The following is an 18,596-nucleotide window of genomic DNA, read 5'->3' as shown; positions in this document are numbered from 1 at the left end:
GAAGGGGAGATTAAGGAGAAAAGAATGTATAAAAAAAGAACGTTATTGAGCCTGCTGCTGCTGTCTGCCAGCGTATCTGTATTTGCGGCAAATATGGAAAGCAAAAACGTCCAGTTCCCCAAGTGTGAGGGACTGGACGCTAACGGTATTGCGGCGAGCGTGAAACGTGATTATCAACAAAATCGCATCGCGCGCTGGGCTGACGATCAAAAGCGCGTCGGGCAAGCCGATCCGGTCGCCTGGGTAAACACGCCCGATATTACGGGCAAAGACGGTAAATGGTCTGTCCCCCTGACTGTTCGCGGTAAAAGTGCGGATATTCACTATCAGGTAAAAGTCGACTGCAAAGCCGGAACAGCGGAGTATCAGCCGCAGTAACGGAGGTATTTGCACATCTTTTGATGACCTGAACACTTCCTGACATCCCCTCGGGTACGCTTTGATGATTATTCGTCTGTACTTGAGGGGCAAAATGGCTAACTGGCTAAATCAACTACAATCTCTTCTTGGGCAAAAGGGTTCCTCCGCGTCATCTTCTGGCGAGCAAGGGCTGAGTAAACTTCTCGTTCCAGGCGCGTTAGGCGGTCTGGCAGGATTACTGGTTGCCAACAAATCTTCTCGTAAATTACTGAGTAAATACGGCACCAGCGCGCTTCTGGTGGGCGGCGGTGCGGTTGCCGGGACTGTGTTATGGAACAAGTACAAGGATAAAGTTCGCGCAGCGCATCAGGATGAGCCGCAGTTTGGTGCACAAAGCTCACCGCTGGATGAGCGAACCGAACGCCTGATTCTGGCGCTGGTTTTTGCGGCGAAAAGCGATGGCCATATTGATGCCAAAGAACGTAGCGCTATTGAGCAGCAGCTCCGTGAAGCGGGCGTGGAAGAGCAGGGCCGCGTTCTGATTGAACGTGCGATTGAACAACCACTCGATCCTCAGCGTCTGGCTCAGGGGATCCGTAACGAAGAAGAAGCGCTAGAAATTTACTTCCTGAGCTGTGCGGCGATTGATATCGACCACTTTATGGAACGCAGTTATCTGAATGCATTGGGTGATGCGTTGAAGATCCCGCAGGATGTTCGTGAAGGGATTGAGCAGGATCTTAAGGAACAAAAACAGGCCCTGCCGGGTTAAATAGTTACCGCCAAGGCGCATGTTTCGCTTGCATCATTGCTGACTTTTGCCACCCTTATAGGATGATTAAGCAAAAGAACAATGACATGCTACCTAAAGCTCCTCGTATTCCCCACGCCATGACGCAGCATGGCGACACCCGCGTTGATAATTATTACTGGTTGCGAGATGACACCCGCTCGCAACCAGAAGTACTGAATTACCTGCAACAAGAAAATGCATATGGCCGCCAGGTGATGGCTTCGCAGCAAGCTTTGCAGGATCGTGTTCTGAAAGAGATTATCGACCGTATTCCCCCTCAGGATGTGTCTGCACCGTATGTGAAAAATGGGTACCGCTATCGCCATCTCTATGAACCGGGGTGCGAATATGCCATTTATCAACGTCAGTCTGCCTTCAGTGAAGAGTGGGATGAATGGGACACCTTGTTGGATGGTAACCAGCGCGCGGCCCACAGTGAGTTTTATACGCTGGGAGGACTGGCGATATCCCCGGATAACACCATTATGGCGCTGGCTGAGGATTATCTGTCCCGCCGGCAATATGGCGTGCGTTTTCGCAACTTACAAACGGGTAACTGGTACCCGGAGGTACTTGAAAACGTCGAGCCGGAATTAGTCTGGGCCAACGACTCGCAGACTTTCTATTATGTCCGCAAGCATGAAACCACATTGCTGCCGTTTCAGGTCTGGCGGCATACCGTAGGCTCGCCATCATCACTGGATGAGCTGGTATATGAAGAAGCCGATGATATGTTTTATGTCAGTCTGCATAAAACCACCTCACAGCACTATGTTGTTATTCATATTGCGAGTGCAACCACCAGTGAGGTTATGCTCATTGATGCAGAACTGGCTGATGCGGAGCCACTGGTCTTTTTGGCGCGCCGGAAAGACCATGAATACAGTCTCGATCACTATCAACATACGTTTTATCTGCGTTCCAACCGTCAGGGTAAAAATTTCGGCCTGTACCGTACCCGGGTGCGTGATGAACAAGTCTGGGAGACGCTGATCCCGCCGCGCGACAGCGTCATGCTGGAGGGCTTTACGCTGTTCACAGACTGGCTGGTGGTGGAAGAGCGCCAGCGGGGCTTAACCAGTCTGCGCCAGATCAATCGTAAAACGCGCGAAGTGGTCGGTATCGCCTTTGACGATCCGGCGTATGTGACATGGCTTGCCTATAACCCTGAGCCGGAGACCTCGCGCCTGCGTTATGGCTATTCCTCCATGACCACTCCGGATACGCTGTTTGAACTGGATATGGACACCGGAGAGCGTCGCGTGCTCAAGCAGACGGAGGTTCCCGGATTTGATGCGGCGAACTACCGCAGCGAACACGTATGGATCACCGCGCGGGATGGTACCGAGGTTCCGGTTTCGCTGGTTTACCATCAAAAGTACTTCCTGAAAGGAAAAAATCCGTTACTGGTTTACGGCTATGGCTCGTATGGCGCCAGCATGGACGCCGATTTCAGCAGCAGCCGCTTGAGCCTGCTGGATCGCGGCTTTGTTTATGCCATTGCCCATGTCCGTGGCGGCGGTGAGTTAGGGCAACAGTGGTACGAAGACGGTAAGTTTCTGCATAAGAAAAATACCTTCAATGATTATCTCGACGTCTGCGATGCACTGCTAAAAATGGGCTATGGCGCGCCTTCGCTATGTTATGGCATGGGAGGAAGCGCCGGAGGAATGTTAATGGGTGTTGCCATCAATGAGCGCCCCGAACTGTTTCATGGCGTCATTGCACAGGTGCCATTTGTCGATGTGCTGACCACAATGCTGGATGAGTCAATTCCACTGACGACCGGTGAGTTTGAAGAGTGGGGTAATCCGCAGGAGGAAGAGTATTACACCTACATGAAAAGCTACAGTCCGTATGACAATGTTACCGCGCAGGCTTATCCGCATCTGCTGGTGACAACGGGCTTGCACGACTCCCAGGTGCAATACTGGGAACCGGCAAAGTGGGTGGCAAAACTGCGTGAGCTGAAAACGGACGACCATCTGCTGTTACTCTGCACGGATATGGATTCCGGGCACGGCGGTAAATCCGGACGTTATAAATCTTACGAAGGTGTGGCCCTGGAATACGCGTTTTTGATTGGGCTGGCGCAGGGCACACTGCCTGGACAAGCGTAAACTCAGGCGTTATCCAGATAGTGTTTCAGCGTTAGGCGCAATTCCGGGCTCATATTGTCAAGGTTGTTAAACAGCCAGCGCAAATAGCCCGGATCGCGTTCAGCGACTTCAGATACCGGTTTCCCGCGGTATTTTCCGAAGGTAAATGTGGTTAGCAACGCAGGACGACCGGTGACATCGGCCATTTGCTCCGGGGTCCAGCCGGACGTCTTCATAATGTCGATCAGCAGTGCCGCTGTGATGTAGCAGTCATAAAGCGCGCGGTGGTGGTGCAGACCAGACGGCGTCTGGACGCTCAGCTTGCGGGATTTATAGAGCGCCATATTGCTGTATTTGATCCCCGGCCACAGACGGCGGGAAAGCTTCATGGTGCAAATCCATTCTCCTGGCATTTCGGGCAGCACACGCCGATCAAAACTGGCGTTATGCGCCACGTACCACTCGCTGCCGTAATACTGCGGGATGATGTCTTCAATCCACGGTTTATCCGCTACCATCGCTTCGGTGATGTGATGGATAGCCATGGCTTGTGGACTGATGGGACGGTCAGGACGCACCAGATGGCTCATGGGATTGACGATCGTTCCGTCAACGACATCGACAGACGCAATCTCAACAATGCCTCCCTGCAGACCACAGGTTTCTGTATCTATTATGCGCAACATGCCGGGCTCCAGACCAAAACGACTAGCGTAATGGAATGATATCACCTTGCCAACCCCGTGGCGTGCGTTGTCCGGTTAACAGTAACGAACCGCTGTCTGCGCGTACAATTAACCGACCCCCTTCATCCCACAACGCGCTGCTGCCACGTGCATTGGCCATCAGCACCGCAATGGCGAATTTATGTGAAAAACTTTGCAGGCGCGAAGCGGAAGAGAGCAGTTCTGGTTCGCTGACGGACTGACAGGTTGTGAACAGCGAAAATGTCGGGTCGATATCAATACCTTCCGGCTGACTGTCGACAACGCTGATGGCATTTTGTTGCCTGGCGATACAGGCGCCATGGCTTTGATGAAACATTAACGGCGAGGTCATCCAGGGAGAGAAAAGCGCTATTCCCTTCACAAAGCGATCGTGATGCTCTACCGACAACCCGGCAATGATGGTCATACGATACGTGGCCGCAGCGTGGGCGAGGGGTTGCAATAACTCTTCATCAGGTGGGGCTGGGAGAGCGTCGTCTTCGTCCACACATCCCAACAGGGACAATGATGGAAAAACCAACAATTCGCATTGGCATTTAGCCGCTGCCTGAATGAACTGCAAATGATGGGCGACGTGTTCGCTTAATGATCGTTGAAGTGGTTCGTACTGCGCTGCAGCAATTTTCCAGTGTGACATAATGATTTCCTTTTCATAGTGTCTACAACCATCCTTAAATAGTAGATTAAGAATGTACTTATACTGTAGCAGGCATCATGTAAGGAATTGTAACTTAATATAAGGTTTATTTAACTTTAGGCTCGTAAGGTAAACGTGACAGGGAAACAGAAGCTAAACGGTGCGCGATCAGGCGTTCACGGAACCAGTCGCGTAAATGTGCAGGCTGTTCACGCTCGACTACTTCAGCAACGACAGGCATGTTGTAGCGCTCTTTAAATGCGACACCTGCCGCAGCGAGATCGACGTTAACCTTATCCATTTCTGCTTGCTCAAGTTTGGCCAGATTAATATTCATACGTTTTTCCTCATCTCTCCATTAGCGCGCAAAAGTTACTAAGAGTGCGCATTAATGGCAAGCCTGAAATGATGATTCTCGACTCGATCATTGTAGAAGGTTATTCTCTATAGATTAGACATAACAAAAAGGAATAGTTGAAATGGCTTCATCTGCATCTATGCTTCGCAGCGCTCTCATCGTACTCGCCAGCGTGCTGGCAACGCCCGCCGCCCTGGCGCATGCCCACCTCACAAAACAAAGCCCGGCGGCTAATGCCGAGGTTGCGGCATCTCCTCAGGCGTTGACGCTGAATTTTTCTGAAGGCGTAGAGCCGGGATTCAGCGGTGCAACGCTGACAGGTCCAAACAAAGAACAGATCAAAACGGGCAAGGCGTCACGCAGTGAGCAGGACAAAACACAGCTGATTGTTCCGCTTGATCAAACACTTGAAGCAGGAAAATATACGGTCGACTGGCACGTTGTGTCAGTGGATGGGCACAAGACGAAGGGGCAATATACCTTTAGCGTGAAATAACCGATGCTGGCGTTTACCTGGGTTGCACTGCGTTTTATCCATTTTACCACGCTGATGCTGGTGTTTGGCTGTGCGCTCTATGGTGCATGGCTGGCGCCTGTATCGCTCCGTCGTTTGATGATGCGTCGTTTCTTGCATCTGCAACGCCACGCCGCGGCGTGGAGCTTTATCAGCGCGACGCTGATGCTGGCGGTTCAGGGGGGATTAATGGGCGCGGGTTGGCAGGATGTCCTCTCCATCTCCGTTTGGGGAGCTGTCCTGCAAACACAATTCGGGGGCGTCTGGCTGTGGCAAATTATCCTTGCGCTAGTCACTCTGGCGGTGACTATTATCGTACCGCGCAGTATGCCGCGACGGCTGCTAATGCTGACGATTGCGCAGTTTATTTTGCTGGCTGGCGTCGGGCATGCGACGCTGCATAGTGGTATTACTGGGGCAATCCAGCAGGTTAACCATGCCTTGCATCTGATATGCGCCGCCGCCTGGTTCGGTGGCCTGCTACCCGTACTTTACTGTATGCGAATGGCGCATGGCCGCTGGCGAGAACAGGCAATCAGCACCATGATGCGTTTCTCCCGCTACGGGCATCTTTTTGTTATCGGTGTTTTACTTACTGGTATTATGAATGCGCTGTTTATTGTCGGTTTTTCTGTTCCCTGGCACATGGCTTACGGGCGGCTGCTTTTGTTAAAAGGTGCCCTGGTCATGCTAATGGTGGCGATTGCGCTGGTGAATCGGTATGTTCTGGTACCACGCATGCGGCAGGATAACCGCTGCATGACCCTCTATTTTATTTGGATGACGAAGCTGGAATGGGGTATAGGCGCTGTTGTGCTGGCAATTGTCAGCCTGTTCGCAACCCTTGAACCTTTCTGATTGATGGACTGGCGAAACGCATGAAAAAAATCATTATCTCTTTATTACTCCTGGCAAGCTCCGGAGCCGCGCTGGCTGCGCCGCAGGTCATTACCGTCAGCCGTTTTGAGGTTGGCAAAGATAAGTGGGCGTTTAATCGGGAAGAGGTGATGCTGACCTGCCGTCCGGGCAACGCGCTGTATGTCATCAATCCCAGCACGCTGGTGCAATACCCGCTGAATGATGTTGCCAGACAGCAGGTTGAGAGCGGTAAAACCACGGCAAAACCGATCGACGTTATCCAGATTGACGATCCGACTAAACCTGGCGAAAAAATGAGCCTTGCTCCGTTTATCGAGCGCGCAGAAAAACTCTGTTAATTGTCAGATGTAGTGCTCTGATTTCCAATAAAAAACCGCAAGGATCTCACAGGAGAACTTGCGGTTTTTACATTGTAGCGAGTGACAATCTCCCTTTTTTTCAGACCACTTTAGTCGCGGACTGGAAAACCTGGCGCTGTCATCTATTCTTAAATGGCAGGGTAACTTAGCCTGCATTAATGCCAACTTTTAGCGCACGGCTCTCTCCCAAGAGCCATTTCCCTGGACCGAATACAGGAATCGTATTCGGTCTCTTTTTATGTCCCTTATAAACCAGCTAGTTATAGGACATAGCCCCGAAATACACGAAAGACCCTCTTCGGTTTCCGTAAGCTGTTACTACAATCTAAACATTTTCTTTCACACATCCAAGTACTTTTCGGTCCTTTTTTCTGGGTATCGGTGCCTTTACTTACAACTCGCGTCCCGGTACACGGACTTATCGGATAAAGAGAAAATATAACATTGGTAGTGTTTTATCAGTTAAGATAGCATCTTAACACATTAATAATTCTATTAATTCTGGAAAAGTTTAGTGTGAGAAACTCAGGGAGTGAATTTAAAGGGTGCACGTTTAACTTTTAGTTATGGAATTAGATTAAATGGAACGAATGTATGAATGATTCAAGTGGCTATGTCTACATTTTGAAGAATGAAGCCTTTCAGAAAAGCCTCTTCAAAATAGGTTTCACAAAGAACATGCCAGAACAGAGGGCTAAGCAGTTATTTAACGGGATGACAGGCGTACCGTTGCCCTTTGATGTCGTGATGGCCTGTCAGGTAGGTAACTATCAGGAGGCAGAGAAGAACGTCCACGCGCGTCTTAAACCTTATCGGGTCAATCGCCGCAGGGAATTTTTTGAACTGCCCATAGAAATTTGCAGTAAGGTCGTTTTGGATGAATGTAATAAAATCAATGAACATCTGGGTTTAAACTATACCAATCCAGTTATTTCAGAAAAAAAGGAAGACACAGTTATTGAAATTGAAGAATATCATCGCTCGGGATTTATTCTGTCGATTAAAGACCTTCTTGAGCAAGATAGCTACAATTCAACATTAACCGCTGATCAGAAAAATAGGGTTGAGATATTAATGCTTGTTTTTGTTGATGTATTTCCTAATGATATTTCGAGATGGTATGATGGATTTATGAAAGATCATAATTCAGAAAAAGAAATACAAATATGGGAAGCATTGGCTAAAGCTTTTTGTAAAGCAAAACGATATTATGAGTTCAACGAATATAAACAAGTTGTTTTTGATAGCTTGCTTCTCCGTACTATTAATAGAAAAACATTTGTAATGAAGGCTATGGATTCTTCAAATATACCGCGTGACCTTCTTTCGCGAATATTGGACTGCTATGAACTAAAACCGACACCGCTAGTTGTTGTTACTTCCAGAGGGAAAATGCTGAATGCCCAATTACATATAAATAATTGAACATTTGCTGCGAAAACCCTACGGTACGGTGCCTGTTGCTGTTATTGCTAAACTTAATGGTGAGTGAAACAAGAATGCAGAAGGTCATATGGGGCTGTCTGACAACGTCTACCAGAGGGTCGAAGGAACAAACTGGCGTCACATCTGGGTCGTGGGAGATCTTCACGGCTGTTTTTCTATGCTGATGGATAAATTGCGCCAGTGTCGGTTTGATCCGTGGCGCGATCTGTTGGTTTCTGTCGGCGATGTTACCGATCGTGGGCCTGATAGTCTGCGCTGTCTACAGTTGCTTCGCCGAAACTGGATGATAGCGGTCAGGGGGAATCACGAGCAGATGGCGTTGGATGCGCTGGTAACGGGGGATCTGCAACTGTGGTTTATGAATGGGGGCTCGTGGTTTGCGCAGGCAGCACAACCCGCGGCAAGATTTGCTCTTGAAGCCTGTCAGCAATTACCGTGGATTCTGGAACTGCATTGTCAGAATGGCGTACACGTGATTGCCCATGCCGATTACCCGGATGATATTTATCTGTGGCGAAAAGAGGTCGATTTGCAACGGGTGTTGTGGGATCGTGCGCGATTAATGAATAAAGGCAGTGGAATTCATGGCGCAGATCACTTTTGGTTTGGCCATACTCCCCTGCGCCATCGGCTTGATCGCGATAATCTGCACTATATTGATACCGGCGCGGTATTTGGCGGTGAGCTAACGTTGGTGCAGTTACAATAATTAGAAATCACTATATTCCTGAGCAGGACGCCAGAAGCTGTCGATATAGTCTTCGGCCGGCAAGCATCCGCCGTTGCGAATGCGCTGATCGTCCATCGAAATTAAGCACTGCCGTTCTGTATTGTAGACATCAACCACGATATCTTCACAACCGCCATCCAGGTAGCAAACAAAAAGAATCAGCGTGAACATTCCATCCTCAAATTGTATTGCCGTATCAATAGTGTAGAAGAAATTGCAGTTAATGGGGCGGGGAGAAATAAGTTAACGCGTCACTGTGTACTCATTCGTGAAGGGCAGGTACGTTTCACCGGGCAGTTCGAAAGATTGCAACCAGTGGGTAAATTTTCTTACGGCCCCATCTTGCCTGTCATTCCACAGCAGAGAATAGGTTCCGGTATCGATAGTCAAATCGCCAAATGGCGCAACCAGCCTTCCTGTTTTCAGGTGTTTTTCACAGAATAAATAGGGCATTACGGCCAAACCCAAGCCATCTTCAGCCGCCTGCATTGCCGCAAATGTATGATCCAGCGTGATAATCTGGTTACTTTCTTGATGATCATTTGGGAAATGGCTATGCCAGCGTTTCCAGAGATCGTTACGCGCACGAATTTGAATTTTTATATGATCGTCCAGTTGATCTGGCGAGACCAGAGGTCGGCTGTGCAGGTACTGCTGGCTACAAACCAGCAGGCTTGATTCCCGAAGAAATGGAACAGGTTTAAGCCCGGAAAAATGTGCCGGATCCCGGCGAATCGCGACATCAAAGGGAGAAGCGAAGCTAACGGGACCAATGCTGGTGGTGACATCGACGGTGAGTTCAGGGTGGATTTCATTCAGCTCAGCCAGTCTTGGCATTAGCCAGTGCATGGCGAATGTGGGCAGGCACTGGATGGTTAACCTTCCCGAAAAGGTGTTAGCGCTGACCTCTTTTTCTGCCTGCGCAAGTTCATCTAGTAACCGTGTTGCGACGCGGGAAAAGGTCTCGCCGGCACTCGTCAGCCTGACAGATTTGTGTGCACGATAAAACAGTTGTACGCCCAGTTGTGCTTCCAGTGCGCGGATATGTCGGCTGACTGCTCCTGTGGTGATAAACAGTTCATCAGCTGCCGCACTGAAGCTGCTTCTACGCGCAGCAGCTTCGAATGCCGGCAAATGGGGGAGCGAGAGTAATCGTGTCATTGGTTGAGTCTAACTCAACCAATTGACGCAATAAAGATCGTTTGTCAGCGTCTTCCCCTTGCTCATAACATGGCCGGTAACGCTCTGGTTCATTATCGATATTCACTTTTTCTGAAGGCAATTTTAGTGAAAGCATTCAATTTGTTTTGCCTTGGACGGGCGGGGACATGCCTGGGGACAATGGCTTTTGCTGGTGCACTTCCGGTAATACGTGAAGAGTGGCATATAGACGCCGCCGCTGCGGGAACAATACAGACGGTATTTAGTATTTCAAACGCCTGCGCCTTATTTGCTGCCTCCTGGCTGTGCGACTATCTGGGGGCTCGCAAGGTGTATCTCATTTTCTCGTGGTTCGGTGTGCTCGCTTTATTGCTTTTTGCCTGTTTTGCCCGCTCTTATTCCTCCGCTCTGGTCATGATGGCCTTTGTCGGATTGACCCAGGGTGGGGCCTACACGCCAGCGATGATGTTGGCTATGGGCATGAACAGCGTGCCCAAACGTGGACTTGCCGTTGGGATGATCCTGGCCGCAGGCTCGTTTGGCTACTTGCTGTCTGTATTTATCTCCGCCTGGGGAGCATTGCGCTGGGGAGCTTCCTTTGCGTTCTCTTTATGTGCCGCTGGCGCATTGGTTGGCGCGGTATCCGGTTCAGTGGCGTTATCCGGCTATCAGGAAGACATGTACAGGACGCAGAAGCAGGGGGGATCGGCAAAGAGCCATGTTCTGTCGGTCGGCGCAATACTGCTGATGGTAGGTTATATTGCGCATTGCTGGGAGTTACTGGGGAGCTGGGCATGGACCCCCAGCCTGGTGACGAATGCGCTGCAAGCCTGGCAGATGGAGCCGATGGCCACCGGGTTGATCGTCGCCTGTGCTGTACATTTATCGGGGATGTTCTCGACGCTGATTGTAGGGGCAATCTCCGATTATTTTAATCGCGCATCGGTGTTGATTTTTATGGGCGCTGCCGGTGCGTTGAGTTCACTCCTGATGGGATTATCGGTTTCCTGGGGGGCGGGGTGGACATTATTGTTCGCGTTTATGGGGAGTTTCTTCATTCTTGGTGATTCAGGCGTCTTATCTGCCGCGATTGCCGATAATGTGCCTCAGGCAAAGCTGGGAAGTGTGATGGGATTGCGGTCGCTGCTTGGATTTGGCGTGGGGTCTCTTGCGCCTTTAACATTTGGTGTGGTGATGGATTCAACGCAAAGCTGGGAACTCGCTTATAGCGTGCTGGCTGCGGGGGGAACCATCGCTTTCTTCTCCGCCTGCGTACTTAGATTCAATTGTTTTAACGCCAATAAATAACCCGTCTGGCGACGGGTTCTTTTTGAATCAGGCAAAGCGCATGACCCAGGCATCTGACTTACGATCGTAGTGCTCGCGGAATAGAACGGAATGTTCTCCATTGAGAAGGGCCGGGACGCTGGTGTCGGCATCCCAGGCGTCCAGTTGCATACATAAATCCGGATCGGATTTACAAGGAATGGTTAACGTTCGGTCCTCCGGCGATTCGCCATGTAACTCGGCGTCGTCGATTTCAAAAGCGCCAATGCGCACACTGGTTTTCATCATCGTGCTCTCCGTTGATTTGCGGGTTGTGGTACGACCAGTTAAGCCGCCCATTTTTCAGCGTAGTCAACGTGGGCAAAAGCGCCAGTAAAAACGTGCGTTATCCTGTAAAGAGTTTTCCATCCCGGACAAGATCGCGTGGATAACTGTTCTTCAACCGTGATCCAATACGTTTTGCCAGTCCAATCGGCTGACGCTGGAACGTGACCAGTACATCGTCGATTGTTGGTGAGGTTTGCGGGTAGACATCTCTGCCGCGATACCACTCTTCCGCTTCTTCAAGCGTCAGTTCAAACGCATTGTGATGTTCCGGGTTAGCAAGGGCGATAACTGCCTCATGCTGCCAGCGGTAACCCTTATTGTGGGTTTCAGCGAGTTTAATCCCGAGGCGGGAAAAACGGACTTTACCAATCAGCGGTTCAATGTCTGTCGGGAATAACCAAATTTCTTTATCACGCTGCCAAAGGCGCAGATTGTCTTGCCATTGCAATCCACAGGCGGTAGCAGCCTGGGTGATTTGTGCGGCTTCCCGGCTTTTCAGCGGGCTGAAGGGGAAATTTCCCACCTTATATTTCGGTGCAGGCAGTGCAGGGATAGGGGCTGTTTTTCGCAAACGCGCGACAAAGAATCCTTCACAGTCATAAATTTGCGGGAACACGTGCAGGAATCCCTCAGGTGTCAGGGCGCGTCCGGCCTCCGGAAATAAATCACCCAGAGGAAGAAACTCGACGGCGTCCGGGTAAGTCTCAATCAACCACTGCATGACGTTTTCATTTTCGTCACGGTTAAGCGTACAGGTCGAGTAAACCAACGTGCCGCCGGGGCGCAGAGCGTGAAAGGCGCTGTCGAGCAGTTCGCGCTGAGTTGCGGCTATTTCCAGATTACTTTCTGGCGACCAGTTTTTTAGCGCATCGGGGTCTTTACGCATCACGCCTTCGCCGGAACATGGGGCGTCCAGCAAAATGGCATCGAAGGATTCAGGCAACGCTGCGCCAAATACCCGGCCGTCAAAATGGGTGAGCGCGACATTGGCTATCCCGCAACGGCTGATATTGGCATGCAGAACTTTGACGCGACTGGCGGAAAACTCATTCGCCAGAATCGCGCCCTGATTATTCATTTTTGCGGCAATTTGCGTGGTTTTAGAACCGGGGGCAGCCGCAACATCCATGACACGTTGCGGGGTATTACCTTCGGCAAACAACGCGGCGACTGGCAGCATTGAGCTGGCTTCCTGAATATAAAACAGACCGCTTAAATGCTCAGCAGTACTGCCGAGCGGTACAGACTCTTCATCGTTGCGCTCAATCCAAAAGCCTTCAGCACACCAGGGAACCGGAGTGAGTGACCAGTCATAAGGCGCGGTTAAGTCGAGAAAATCAGCAACGGAGATTTTCAGCGTATTGATGCGGATACTGCGGCGTAATGGACGCTGGCAGGCTGCGAGAAAATCTTCAAAAGAGAGCGTGGAAGGCATTGCTTCACGCATTTGTGTCAGAAAGGCGTCAGGAAAATAAGCCACTTGGTACCACCGGCAAAAAAACAGGTGCGCAGTGTAGCATATACCCTCAATAATTCGAGTTGCAGGACAACTACGCGCCTACTTGAAGTATGACGAGGCTAACCGCTCCGGCGCGAGTACGCCGGAGCAGGGAAAAGATTAGCGTGGCAGGGCGGTTCCCCACTGACGCCATTCTTTCGGCTCACTCTCCAGTAGCAGGAAGTGTTTACCCGCCTGCGCTTTCGGTGCCAGTGGCGTACCTGGTGGGGTGGCAAACGCGATACCACCGCGAATGAATTGATTGAAGGTACCTGTCTTCACGACGCCGCCGGTGAGGCCGAAATCGAGATTGTATCCAGATGCCAGCCAGAACACGGAGTTATTGCGCACCAGGTGCTGGTAGCGCTGACTGATGCGCATGGCCACCATCACGCGATCGGACAGTGAACCCAGCGTCAGACCCGTGACGGTCCCCACTTCAATACCTCTGAACAGAACCGGAGTACCGATATTGAGTGATCCTGCTTCTGGCGCTTCTACCACAATACTCAGACCATCAAGGTAGCGTGAATCAGTAATCGTCGCTTCCTGCAGTTCAAAATCACGGCGCGGGTTACCGCGCCCTGGTTCCACGTTAATGTATGGCTGTAAGATAGTATCCAGATGCTCTACACCTGCCGCCGAAATTTGCGGGGTAATTACCGAGAATCGTGTACCGCTTCGCGCGAAGGTCTGCACGTATTCCGGATACAACACCGCTTTGGCTTGCACTTCGTTACGGCTGGTGAGCAGTTCAAGGGTCTGGATCTGACCAATATCAATCCCCAGGTAGCGAATTGGCATCCCTGCGGCGAGTTTCCCAGCGTCGAATGCGTGCAGAGTAATCTGTCCACCTACCGCACGTGCAGCGGTCTCTGACGCGTACAAAATACGCTTGTCGCCTTTGCGCTGGCTGGCGCTGGCACCGCTCAGGTTATCGAAGCTAATCGCCCCTTTTAGCGCCCGCGACAGGGGAGATGCCTGTACGGTCAGGCCGCTGCCGTTAAGCTGAACTTTTGCGCCACCTTCAGCCCAGAACACGCTGTTGCTGGTTAACAGATTGCGGTATTCCGGTTTGATATGCAGATCGATATCAAACGCGTCGGCACGAGGGCGTACGCTAATGACTTCACCGACGTCGAATTTACGGTATAGCACCACTGACCCGGCCTGCACATCCGGTAGTGTCTCGGCGCTCAGGCTGACGGTGGTGGTGGGCAGATCGCTCAGGCTGTTCTCAATTGCTTTTTCGAGGTTTGCATACAGTGGATAGCTTTTTTTCATTTCACCTTTGGTACCAGGCAAAATGCGAATACCGCCGCTTATCCATTCGCTGGCGCTAGCGCCAAGGAACTCAACGCCATCAATGCCCACTTTGACATCCACTCGACTATTAACCACGAATTTGCTGTCACCTTGCACCAGTGCACGATGCTGCGGCTCGATAGCCACGATAAATGAAACGCCATCGCTTGATAGCTTACGTTCGATAACCTGACCGACCTGCACGCCATGAAGGATCAGCGGCTGGCCAGCATCGATGCCGTAACTTTCCGGGGCGGTCAGCGTAAGTGTCATAACGCCGGGATCATGAAGCAGGGACTGTTCACCGGGGATCACCACAAACTGGCTACGTGGCTCGCCTTCGCCGGGCACCAGTTCAAACGTTTTCCCTGTTAACAGCGAGCTCAGGCTCATATCGTTTAATGATAATTTGGGGCTTTGTAACTCAATGCGCGTGCCGTCGCGCAGCAGCGTTACAACGCTGGGGTCGACGGTCATTTCACCAGTGACTTTACCGCCTGGATTCAAATCCAGCCTGGTCAGTTGACCGACTTCCAGGCCCTGATACATCAGCGGGGTTGATCCAGCCTTCAGGCCATCGCCGCTGGGTAGTTCCAGTTTGACGATCACGCCACGTTGGCTGTGGGCGAGATCCTGATATAACCCAAACGTGTCGTCGGCGGCGGCAGGTTGTGAATCTTCTGGGGAGTCAAAGGCTATGGCGCCATTGACCAGCGCGGCCAGACTTTCCAGTTTTACCTTTGCGCCGCTCAGGCTGACATCCGCATTCACGCCAGACACATTCCAGAAACGACTGCCTTTTTTCACCAGATTGGTAAAGCGGCGCTCAATCAGTACATCGATGGTTACACCCTGATGATTGGGGTTGATGGTGTAGTCATAGACCCGGCCTACCGGGATCTTGCGGAAATAAACCAACGAACCGCTGTTGAGAGAACCGAGGTCGGATGCTTGCAGGTGCAACATCAAATCGCCATTATTCAGCCGATATTTTGGCTGCGTGTCGAGCGCGACGAAATGATCTTCCGGCTCGCCGGTGCCCGGCATCATCCCGATATAGTTCCCGCCAACCAGTGCATCGAGACCAGAAACGCCCGCCAGTGATGCCTTCGGCGTGACCAGCCAGAATTGTGTGTCTTTGCGCAGGGCATCTTTCATGGTGGACTTAATGCTGACTCGAACTTCAATTTTGCGCAGATCTTTACTCAGGCTGATATCCTGCACCGTGCCAACTTCGACACCCTGATAGCGCACGGGCGTGCGTCCTGGGACAATACCGTCCGCGGACATAAAGTCGATGGTCACGGTATTGCCACGATCTTCATAGCTGCCCCAGATGAGCCATCCTGCAATCATCAGTGCGATGAACGGCAGCAGCCAGAACGGAGAGATACGGCGTTTTGTTTTAATCTGCGCTTCAATCTGCGAAGCGGGCGTTTCCTGACTCATGTGCATCCCAAAGTAAGCGGCTGTCCAGCCATTCCACTGCAAGAATAGTCAATATTACCGCTGCACCGAAATAAAACGCAGCCGGTCCCATAGTAAAAGCAAGTATCTGATCGCGATTTATCAGCGACATGGTTAAGGCGATAACAAACAAGTCCAGCATCGACCAGCGACCAATCCAGGTCACCATACGGAGTAGCAGGATGCGGGTGCGCAACCCTTGTTCACATTTAAACTGGATACTGAACAACAACGTAAACATCACAATCACTTTGGTGAAGGGCACCAGGATACTGGCGATAAAAACAATGGCTGCTACACCAACGTTGCTGTTCGCCAGGGACATGATGCCTGTCAGGATAGTGTCTTCCTGGCGGGCACCGTTAACATAAATTACCGAGATGGGCAGCAGATTAGCAGGCAGCAACAGGACAATCGAGGCCAGCAGAGCTGCCCAGCACTTTTGGATACTCTGATTTCTGCGCCAGCGTAATGGAATATGGCAACGGGGACAGCGGCCTCGGGCATCAGGATAACCTGTAAAGTGACAACCGAGGCAAACACGAAGCTGTCCGTCGGGGCGGCGTGCGGGCCTTTGTGGATAAAAGCGTTCCCATAATTGCTCAACATTGAGGTGCGACAGCGTCAAAATGCTCAGGATCACCAGCGCAATAAAAGCATAGAGTCCCACTCCAGGCAGCAGAAAAGCGTAGTCCTGCACTTTGATCGAGGCGACGCCGATACCGACAAGATAGATATCAAGCATGACCCACTCTTTAAGCCTTTCCAGCATCAATAATACTGGGCGCAGGTTCATACCGAGAATATTGCCAAACCATAAATAAGCGATTGATGAAACGAGTATTACGGGAGCGCCAATGACGCAAAACATCACGAAGGATGCCGTCAGCGGATCGCCTTGCCGGGTCATCTGCCAGATGCCCTGTACCACATTCGCGTCAATGCGTATGCCTAATAGATAGATGTGCAGCAGCGGCTCTCCCCACGCAAAGGGCATCAGTAACAGCATGGTGAAAGCCATTGCTGCCAGTCGCGTTAACGACCAGTCACGGCCGTCACGAATTTTGGCCTCACAGCGTGGGCAGAATGCACTTTGGTGCGAACGCATTTTCGGCAAGCTAAACAGCAGGTCACATTCAGGGCATCGTTGGTAATGCGCACGGGGTAGCGCTTCACCAATGGATCTGATCGCTATTTTTTTAGCCGGCGTGATGCGTGGATGAGTAAGGGCCATGTATCGCGAATCAAGTGTTGAAGTAATGTTATCTTAACCCATGATGGGAATGATCTTGAGCATTTACGCATTTAATGTTTATTTTAGTAGGCTGCAGTTTTAAGTAAGACAACTAAGTGATTACATAATGAACAAAATAGAGCTATACACGGATCTGAACCGTGATTTTCAGGCATTAATGGCAGGTGAAACCAGTTTTCTGGCAACGTTGGCGAATACCAGCGCGTTATTGTACGAACGTCTTGCAGAAGTGAACTGGGCAGGTTTTTACCTGCTTGAGAACACTACGCTGGTGCTCGGTCCCTTCCAGGGGAAAATCGCCTGCGTACGCATCCCGGTAGGGCGCGGCGTGTGCGGTACTGCGGTGGCGCAGAACCAGGTTCAGCGTATAGAGGACGTGCATGCCTTTGATGGCCATATCGCTTGCGATGCCGCCAGCAATGCGGAAATCGTTCTGCCGATTACGGTTGAGAATCAAATTATCGGCGTGCTGGACATTGATAGCACAGCGTTTGGTCGCTTTACAGAAGAAGATGAACAGGGTCTGCGGACGCTTGTGGCACAGCTTGAAACCGTGCTTGCAACGACGGATTACAAAAAATTCTTTGCGACCGTCGCAGGATAATCAACGGATAACGTAGCAATTACTGATGACGTCATTATAATGACGCCTGTTCATGCCTGCGCTTGTTGGCTACGTCCGTTGTAATCAGGAAATTTCATGGAAAATCAACCTAAGTTGAATAGCAGTAAAGAAGTCATCGCGTTTCTGGCCGAACGCTTCCCGCAGTGTTTTAGTGCGGAAGGCGAAGCGCGCCCACTGAAAATTGGCATTTTTCAGGATCTGGTAGAGCGTGTTGAGGGCGAAATGAACCTCAGCAAGACACAGCTCCGCTCTGCCTTACGTCTCTATACTTCAAGCTGGCGCTATCTGTATGGCGTTAAATTGGGCGCAACGCGTGTCGATCTTGACGGCAACCCTTGTGGTGAGCTGGATGAGCAGCACGTTGAACATGCGCGCAAACAGCTGGAAGAAGCTAAAGCCCGCGTTCAGGCGCAACGTGCAGAGCAACAGGCGAAAAAACGCGAAGCGGCCGCTGCTGCTGGTGAAAAAGAAGACGCACCGCGTCGCGAGCGCAAGCCGCGTCCTGCTCCGCGTCGTAAGGAAGTCGCAGAGCGTAAACCTCGCGCTGAAAAACCAGCAGCAAAAGCACCGCGTGCTCCTCGTGAAGAACAGCATACCCCGGTATCTGATATTTCAGTGCTGACGGTAGGGCAGTCTCTGAAGGTGAAAGCAGGTAATAATGCGATGGATGCCACCGTATTAGAAATCACCAAAGATGGCGTCCGTGTACAGCTGAATTCGGGTATGTCTTTGATTGTACGCGCAGAACACCTGGTGTTCTGAAACGGA

Annotated in this window: 20 protein-coding genes; 11 read left to right on the top strand and 9 right to left on the bottom strand. The window is 51.0% G+C overall.

What is annotated here, in order from left to right:
- Positions 1-24: 24 nt before the first annotated feature.
- From yebF to ptrB, 3 genes are all read left to right on the top strand, one after another.
- On the top strand, positions 25-378 hold the full coding sequence (gene yebF, locus AL515_RS14710; protein ID WP_003034909.1) for a protein YebF: 354 nt from the start codon (positions 25-27) through the stop codon (positions 376-378).
- 94 nt (positions 379-472) lie between these two features.
- Complete coding sequence (locus AL515_RS14705; RefSeq protein ID WP_061068073.1) at positions 473-1,132, top strand: tellurite resistance TerB family protein; 660 nt, start codon at positions 473-475, stop codon at positions 1,130-1,132.
- 86 nt (positions 1,133-1,218) lie between these two features.
- On the top strand, positions 1,219-3,273 hold the full coding sequence (ptrB, locus tag AL515_RS14700; RefSeq protein WP_192575267.1) for an oligopeptidase B: 2,055 nt from the start codon (positions 1,219-1,221) through the stop codon (positions 3,271-3,273).
- 2 nt (positions 3,274-3,275) lie between these two features.
- Here ptrB and exoX read toward each other — a convergent pair whose 3' ends face one another.
- The 3 genes from exoX to AL515_RS14685 form a co-directional block, all read right to left on the bottom strand.
- On the bottom strand, positions 3,276-3,938 hold the full coding sequence (gene exoX, locus AL515_RS14695) for an exodeoxyribonuclease X (protein ID WP_061068071.1): 663 nt from the start codon (positions 3,936-3,938) through the stop codon (positions 3,276-3,278).
- A 22-nt stretch (positions 3,939-3,960) separates the two neighbouring features.
- Positions 3,961-4,617 carry a carbon-nitrogen hydrolase family protein gene (locus AL515_RS14690; RefSeq protein ID WP_061068070.1) on the bottom strand — a complete coding sequence of 219 codons (657 nt, stop codon included), beginning with the start codon at positions 4,615-4,617 and terminating at the stop codon, positions 3,961-3,963.
- Between the two features lie 106 nt (positions 4,618-4,723).
- Positions 4,724-4,954 carry a DNA polymerase III subunit theta gene (locus AL515_RS14685; protein WP_005120732.1) on the bottom strand — a complete coding sequence of 77 codons (231 nt, stop codon included), beginning with the start codon at positions 4,952-4,954 and terminating at the stop codon, positions 4,724-4,726.
- A 142-nt stretch (positions 4,955-5,096) separates the two neighbouring features.
- Here AL515_RS14685 and yobA point away from each other — a divergent pair, with 142 nt between their 5' ends.
- The 5 genes from yobA to pphA all read left to right on the top strand — a co-directional run bounded on the left by yobA (position 5,097) and on the right by pphA (position 8,882).
- Positions 5,097-5,471, top strand: coding sequence for a CopC domain-containing protein YobA (yobA, locus tag AL515_RS14680; protein WP_044711069.1), 375 nt, complete (start codon positions 5,097-5,099; stop codon positions 5,469-5,471).
- A gap of 3 nt (positions 5,472-5,474) precedes the next feature.
- Positions 5,475-6,347 (top strand): copper homeostasis membrane protein CopD, encoded by an 873-nt coding sequence (copD, locus tag AL515_RS14675; RefSeq protein WP_061068069.1) that lies wholly within the window; start codon positions 5,475-5,477, stop codon positions 6,345-6,347.
- 20 nt (positions 6,348-6,367) lie between these two features.
- Positions 6,368-6,706, top strand: coding sequence for a YebY family protein (locus tag AL515_RS14670; RefSeq protein WP_061068068.1), 339 nt, complete (start codon positions 6,368-6,370; stop codon positions 6,704-6,706).
- A gap of 615 nt (positions 6,707-7,321) precedes the next feature.
- Positions 7,322-8,152 carry a GIY-YIG nuclease family protein gene (locus AL515_RS14665; RefSeq protein ID WP_061068067.1) on the top strand — a complete coding sequence of 277 codons (831 nt, stop codon included), beginning with the start codon at positions 7,322-7,324 and terminating at the stop codon, positions 8,150-8,152.
- Positions 8,153-8,240: 88 nt separating this feature from the next.
- Entirely contained in the window at positions 8,241-8,882 is a 642-nt protein-coding gene (gene pphA / locus AL515_RS14660) for a protein-serine/threonine phosphatase (protein WP_061068066.1), read from the top strand.
- Here pphA and AL515_RS14655 read toward each other — a convergent pair whose 3' ends face one another.
- Together AL515_RS14655 and AL515_RS14650 are read right to left on the bottom strand one after the other, a co-directional pair.
- Positions 8,883-9,074, bottom strand: a complete 192-nt coding sequence (locus AL515_RS14655) for a YebW family protein (RefSeq protein WP_048211387.1) — start codon at positions 9,072-9,074, stop codon at positions 8,883-8,885.
- Positions 9,075-9,146: 72 nt separating this feature from the next.
- Entirely contained in the window at positions 9,147-10,064 is a 918-nt protein-coding gene (locus tag AL515_RS14650) for a LysR substrate-binding domain-containing protein (RefSeq protein WP_061068065.1), read from the bottom strand.
- A gap of 180 nt (positions 10,065-10,244) precedes the next feature.
- On the opposite strand from AL515_RS14650, the gene AL515_RS14645 reads away from it, so the two are divergent.
- Positions 10,245-11,372 carry an MFS transporter gene (locus AL515_RS14645; RefSeq protein ID WP_061068064.1) on the top strand — a complete coding sequence of 376 codons (1,128 nt, stop codon included), beginning with the start codon at positions 10,245-10,247 and terminating at the stop codon, positions 11,370-11,372.
- 27 nt (positions 11,373-11,399) lie between these two features.
- Here AL515_RS14645 and AL515_RS14640 read toward each other — a convergent pair whose 3' ends face one another.
- The 4 genes from AL515_RS14640 to yebS form a co-directional block, all read right to left on the bottom strand.
- Entirely contained in the window at positions 11,400-11,636 is a 237-nt protein-coding gene (locus tag AL515_RS14640; protein WP_192575279.1) for a DUF1480 family protein, read from the bottom strand.
- Between the two features lie 100 nt (positions 11,637-11,736).
- Entirely contained in the window at positions 11,737-13,125 is a 1,389-nt protein-coding gene (rsmF, locus tag AL515_RS14635; RefSeq protein WP_061068833.1) for a 16S rRNA (cytosine(1407)-C(5))-methyltransferase RsmF, read from the bottom strand.
- A gap of 171 nt (positions 13,126-13,296) precedes the next feature.
- On the bottom strand, positions 13,297-15,930 hold the full coding sequence (locus AL515_RS14630) for a PqiB family protein (protein ID WP_061068062.1): 2,634 nt from the start codon (positions 15,928-15,930) through the stop codon (positions 13,297-13,299).
- Positions 15,899-17,182, bottom strand: a complete 1,284-nt coding sequence (gene yebS / locus AL515_RS14625) for a membrane integrity lipid transport subunit YebS (protein ID WP_048211392.1) — start codon at positions 17,180-17,182, stop codon at positions 15,899-15,901. The genes AL515_RS14630 and yebS overlap by 32 nt, the downstream gene beginning before the upstream one ends.
- A 127-nt stretch (positions 17,183-17,309) precedes the next feature.
- Between yebS and AL515_RS14620 the strand changes: the two genes are divergently transcribed.
- Positions 17,310-17,807 (top strand): GAF domain-containing protein, encoded by a 498-nt coding sequence (locus tag AL515_RS14620; protein ID WP_048211393.1) that lies wholly within the window; start codon positions 17,310-17,312, stop codon positions 17,805-17,807.
- 96 nt (positions 17,808-17,903) lie between these two features.
- Positions 17,904-18,590 carry an RNA chaperone ProQ gene (proQ, locus tag AL515_RS14615; protein ID WP_048211394.1) on the top strand — a complete coding sequence of 229 codons (687 nt, stop codon included), beginning with the start codon at positions 17,904-17,906 and terminating at the stop codon, positions 18,588-18,590.
- The last annotated feature ends 6 nt before the right edge of the window (positions 18,591-18,596 follow it).

It is taken from the genome of Citrobacter sp. FDAARGOS_156 (genome assembly GCF_001559235.2).
Lineage (GTDB): Bacteria > Pseudomonadota > Gammaproteobacteria > Enterobacterales > Enterobacteriaceae > Citrobacter > Citrobacter youngae.
The sequence above is the reverse complement of the archived record's forward strand: the minus strand, read 5'-3'. Positions and strand labels throughout refer to the sequence as shown.

Excerpts from the sequence above, each read along its gene's own strand:
- AL515_RS14690 (WP_061068070.1), bottom strand. The coding sequence starts at position 4,617 with ATGTCACACTGGAAAATTGCTGCAGCGCAGTACGAACCACTTCAACGA.
- AL515_RS14670 (WP_061068068.1), top strand. The coding sequence starts at position 6,368 with ATGAAAAAAATCATTATCTCTTTATTACTCCTGGCAAGCTCCGGAGCC.
- proQ (WP_048211394.1), top strand. The coding sequence starts at position 17,904 with ATGGAAAATCAACCTAAGTTGAATAGCAGTAAAGAAGTCATCGCGTTT.
- AL515_RS14650 (WP_061068065.1), bottom strand. The coding sequence starts at position 10,064 with ATGACACGATTACTCTCGCTCCCCCATTTGCCGGCATTCGAAGCTGCT.
- AL515_RS14685 (WP_005120732.1), bottom strand. The coding sequence starts at position 4,954 with ATGAATATTAATCTGGCCAAACTTGAGCAAGCAGAAATGGATAAGGTT.
- AL515_RS14655 (WP_048211387.1), bottom strand. The coding sequence starts at position 9,074 with ATGTTCACGCTGATTCTTTTTGTTTGCTACCTGGATGGCGGTTGTGAA.
- AL515_RS14630 (WP_061068062.1), bottom strand. The coding sequence starts at position 15,930 with ATGAGTCAGGAAACGCCCGCTTCGCAGATTGAAGCGCAGATTAAAACA.
- exoX (WP_061068071.1), bottom strand. The coding sequence starts at position 3,938 with ATGTTGCGCATAATAGATACAGAAACCTGTGGTCTGCAGGGAGGCATT.
- AL515_RS14665 (WP_061068067.1), top strand. The coding sequence starts at position 7,322 with ATGAATGATTCAAGTGGCTATGTCTACATTTTGAAGAATGAAGCCTTT.
- yebF (WP_003034909.1), top strand. The coding sequence starts at position 25 with ATGTATAAAAAAAGAACGTTATTGAGCCTGCTGCTGCTGTCTGCCAGC.
- copD (WP_061068069.1), top strand. The coding sequence starts at position 5,475 with ATGCTGGCGTTTACCTGGGTTGCACTGCGTTTTATCCATTTTACCACG.
- AL515_RS14640 (WP_192575279.1), bottom strand. The coding sequence starts at position 11,636 with ATGAAAACCAGTGTGCGCATTGGCGCTTTTGAAATCGACGACGCCGAG.
- AL515_RS14645 (WP_061068064.1), top strand. The coding sequence starts at position 10,245 with ATGGCTTTTGCTGGTGCACTTCCGGTAATACGTGAAGAGTGGCATATA.
- yobA (WP_044711069.1), top strand. The coding sequence starts at position 5,097 with ATGGCTTCATCTGCATCTATGCTTCGCAGCGCTCTCATCGTACTCGCC.
- rsmF (WP_061068833.1), bottom strand. The coding sequence starts at position 13,125 with ATGCGTGAAGCAATGCCTTCCACGCTCTCTTTTGAAGATTTTCTCGCA.
- ptrB (WP_192575267.1), top strand. The coding sequence starts at position 1,219 with ATGCTACCTAAAGCTCCTCGTATTCCCCACGCCATGACGCAGCATGGC.
- yebS (WP_048211392.1), bottom strand. The coding sequence starts at position 17,182 with ATGGCCCTTACTCATCCACGCATCACGCCGGCTAAAAAAATAGCGATC.
- pphA (WP_061068066.1), top strand. The coding sequence starts at position 8,241 with ATGGGGCTGTCTGACAACGTCTACCAGAGGGTCGAAGGAACAAACTGG.
- AL515_RS14705 (WP_061068073.1), top strand. The coding sequence starts at position 473 with ATGGCTAACTGGCTAAATCAACTACAATCTCTTCTTGGGCAAAAGGGT.
- AL515_RS14620 (WP_048211393.1), top strand. The coding sequence starts at position 17,310 with ATGAACAAAATAGAGCTATACACGGATCTGAACCGTGATTTTCAGGCA.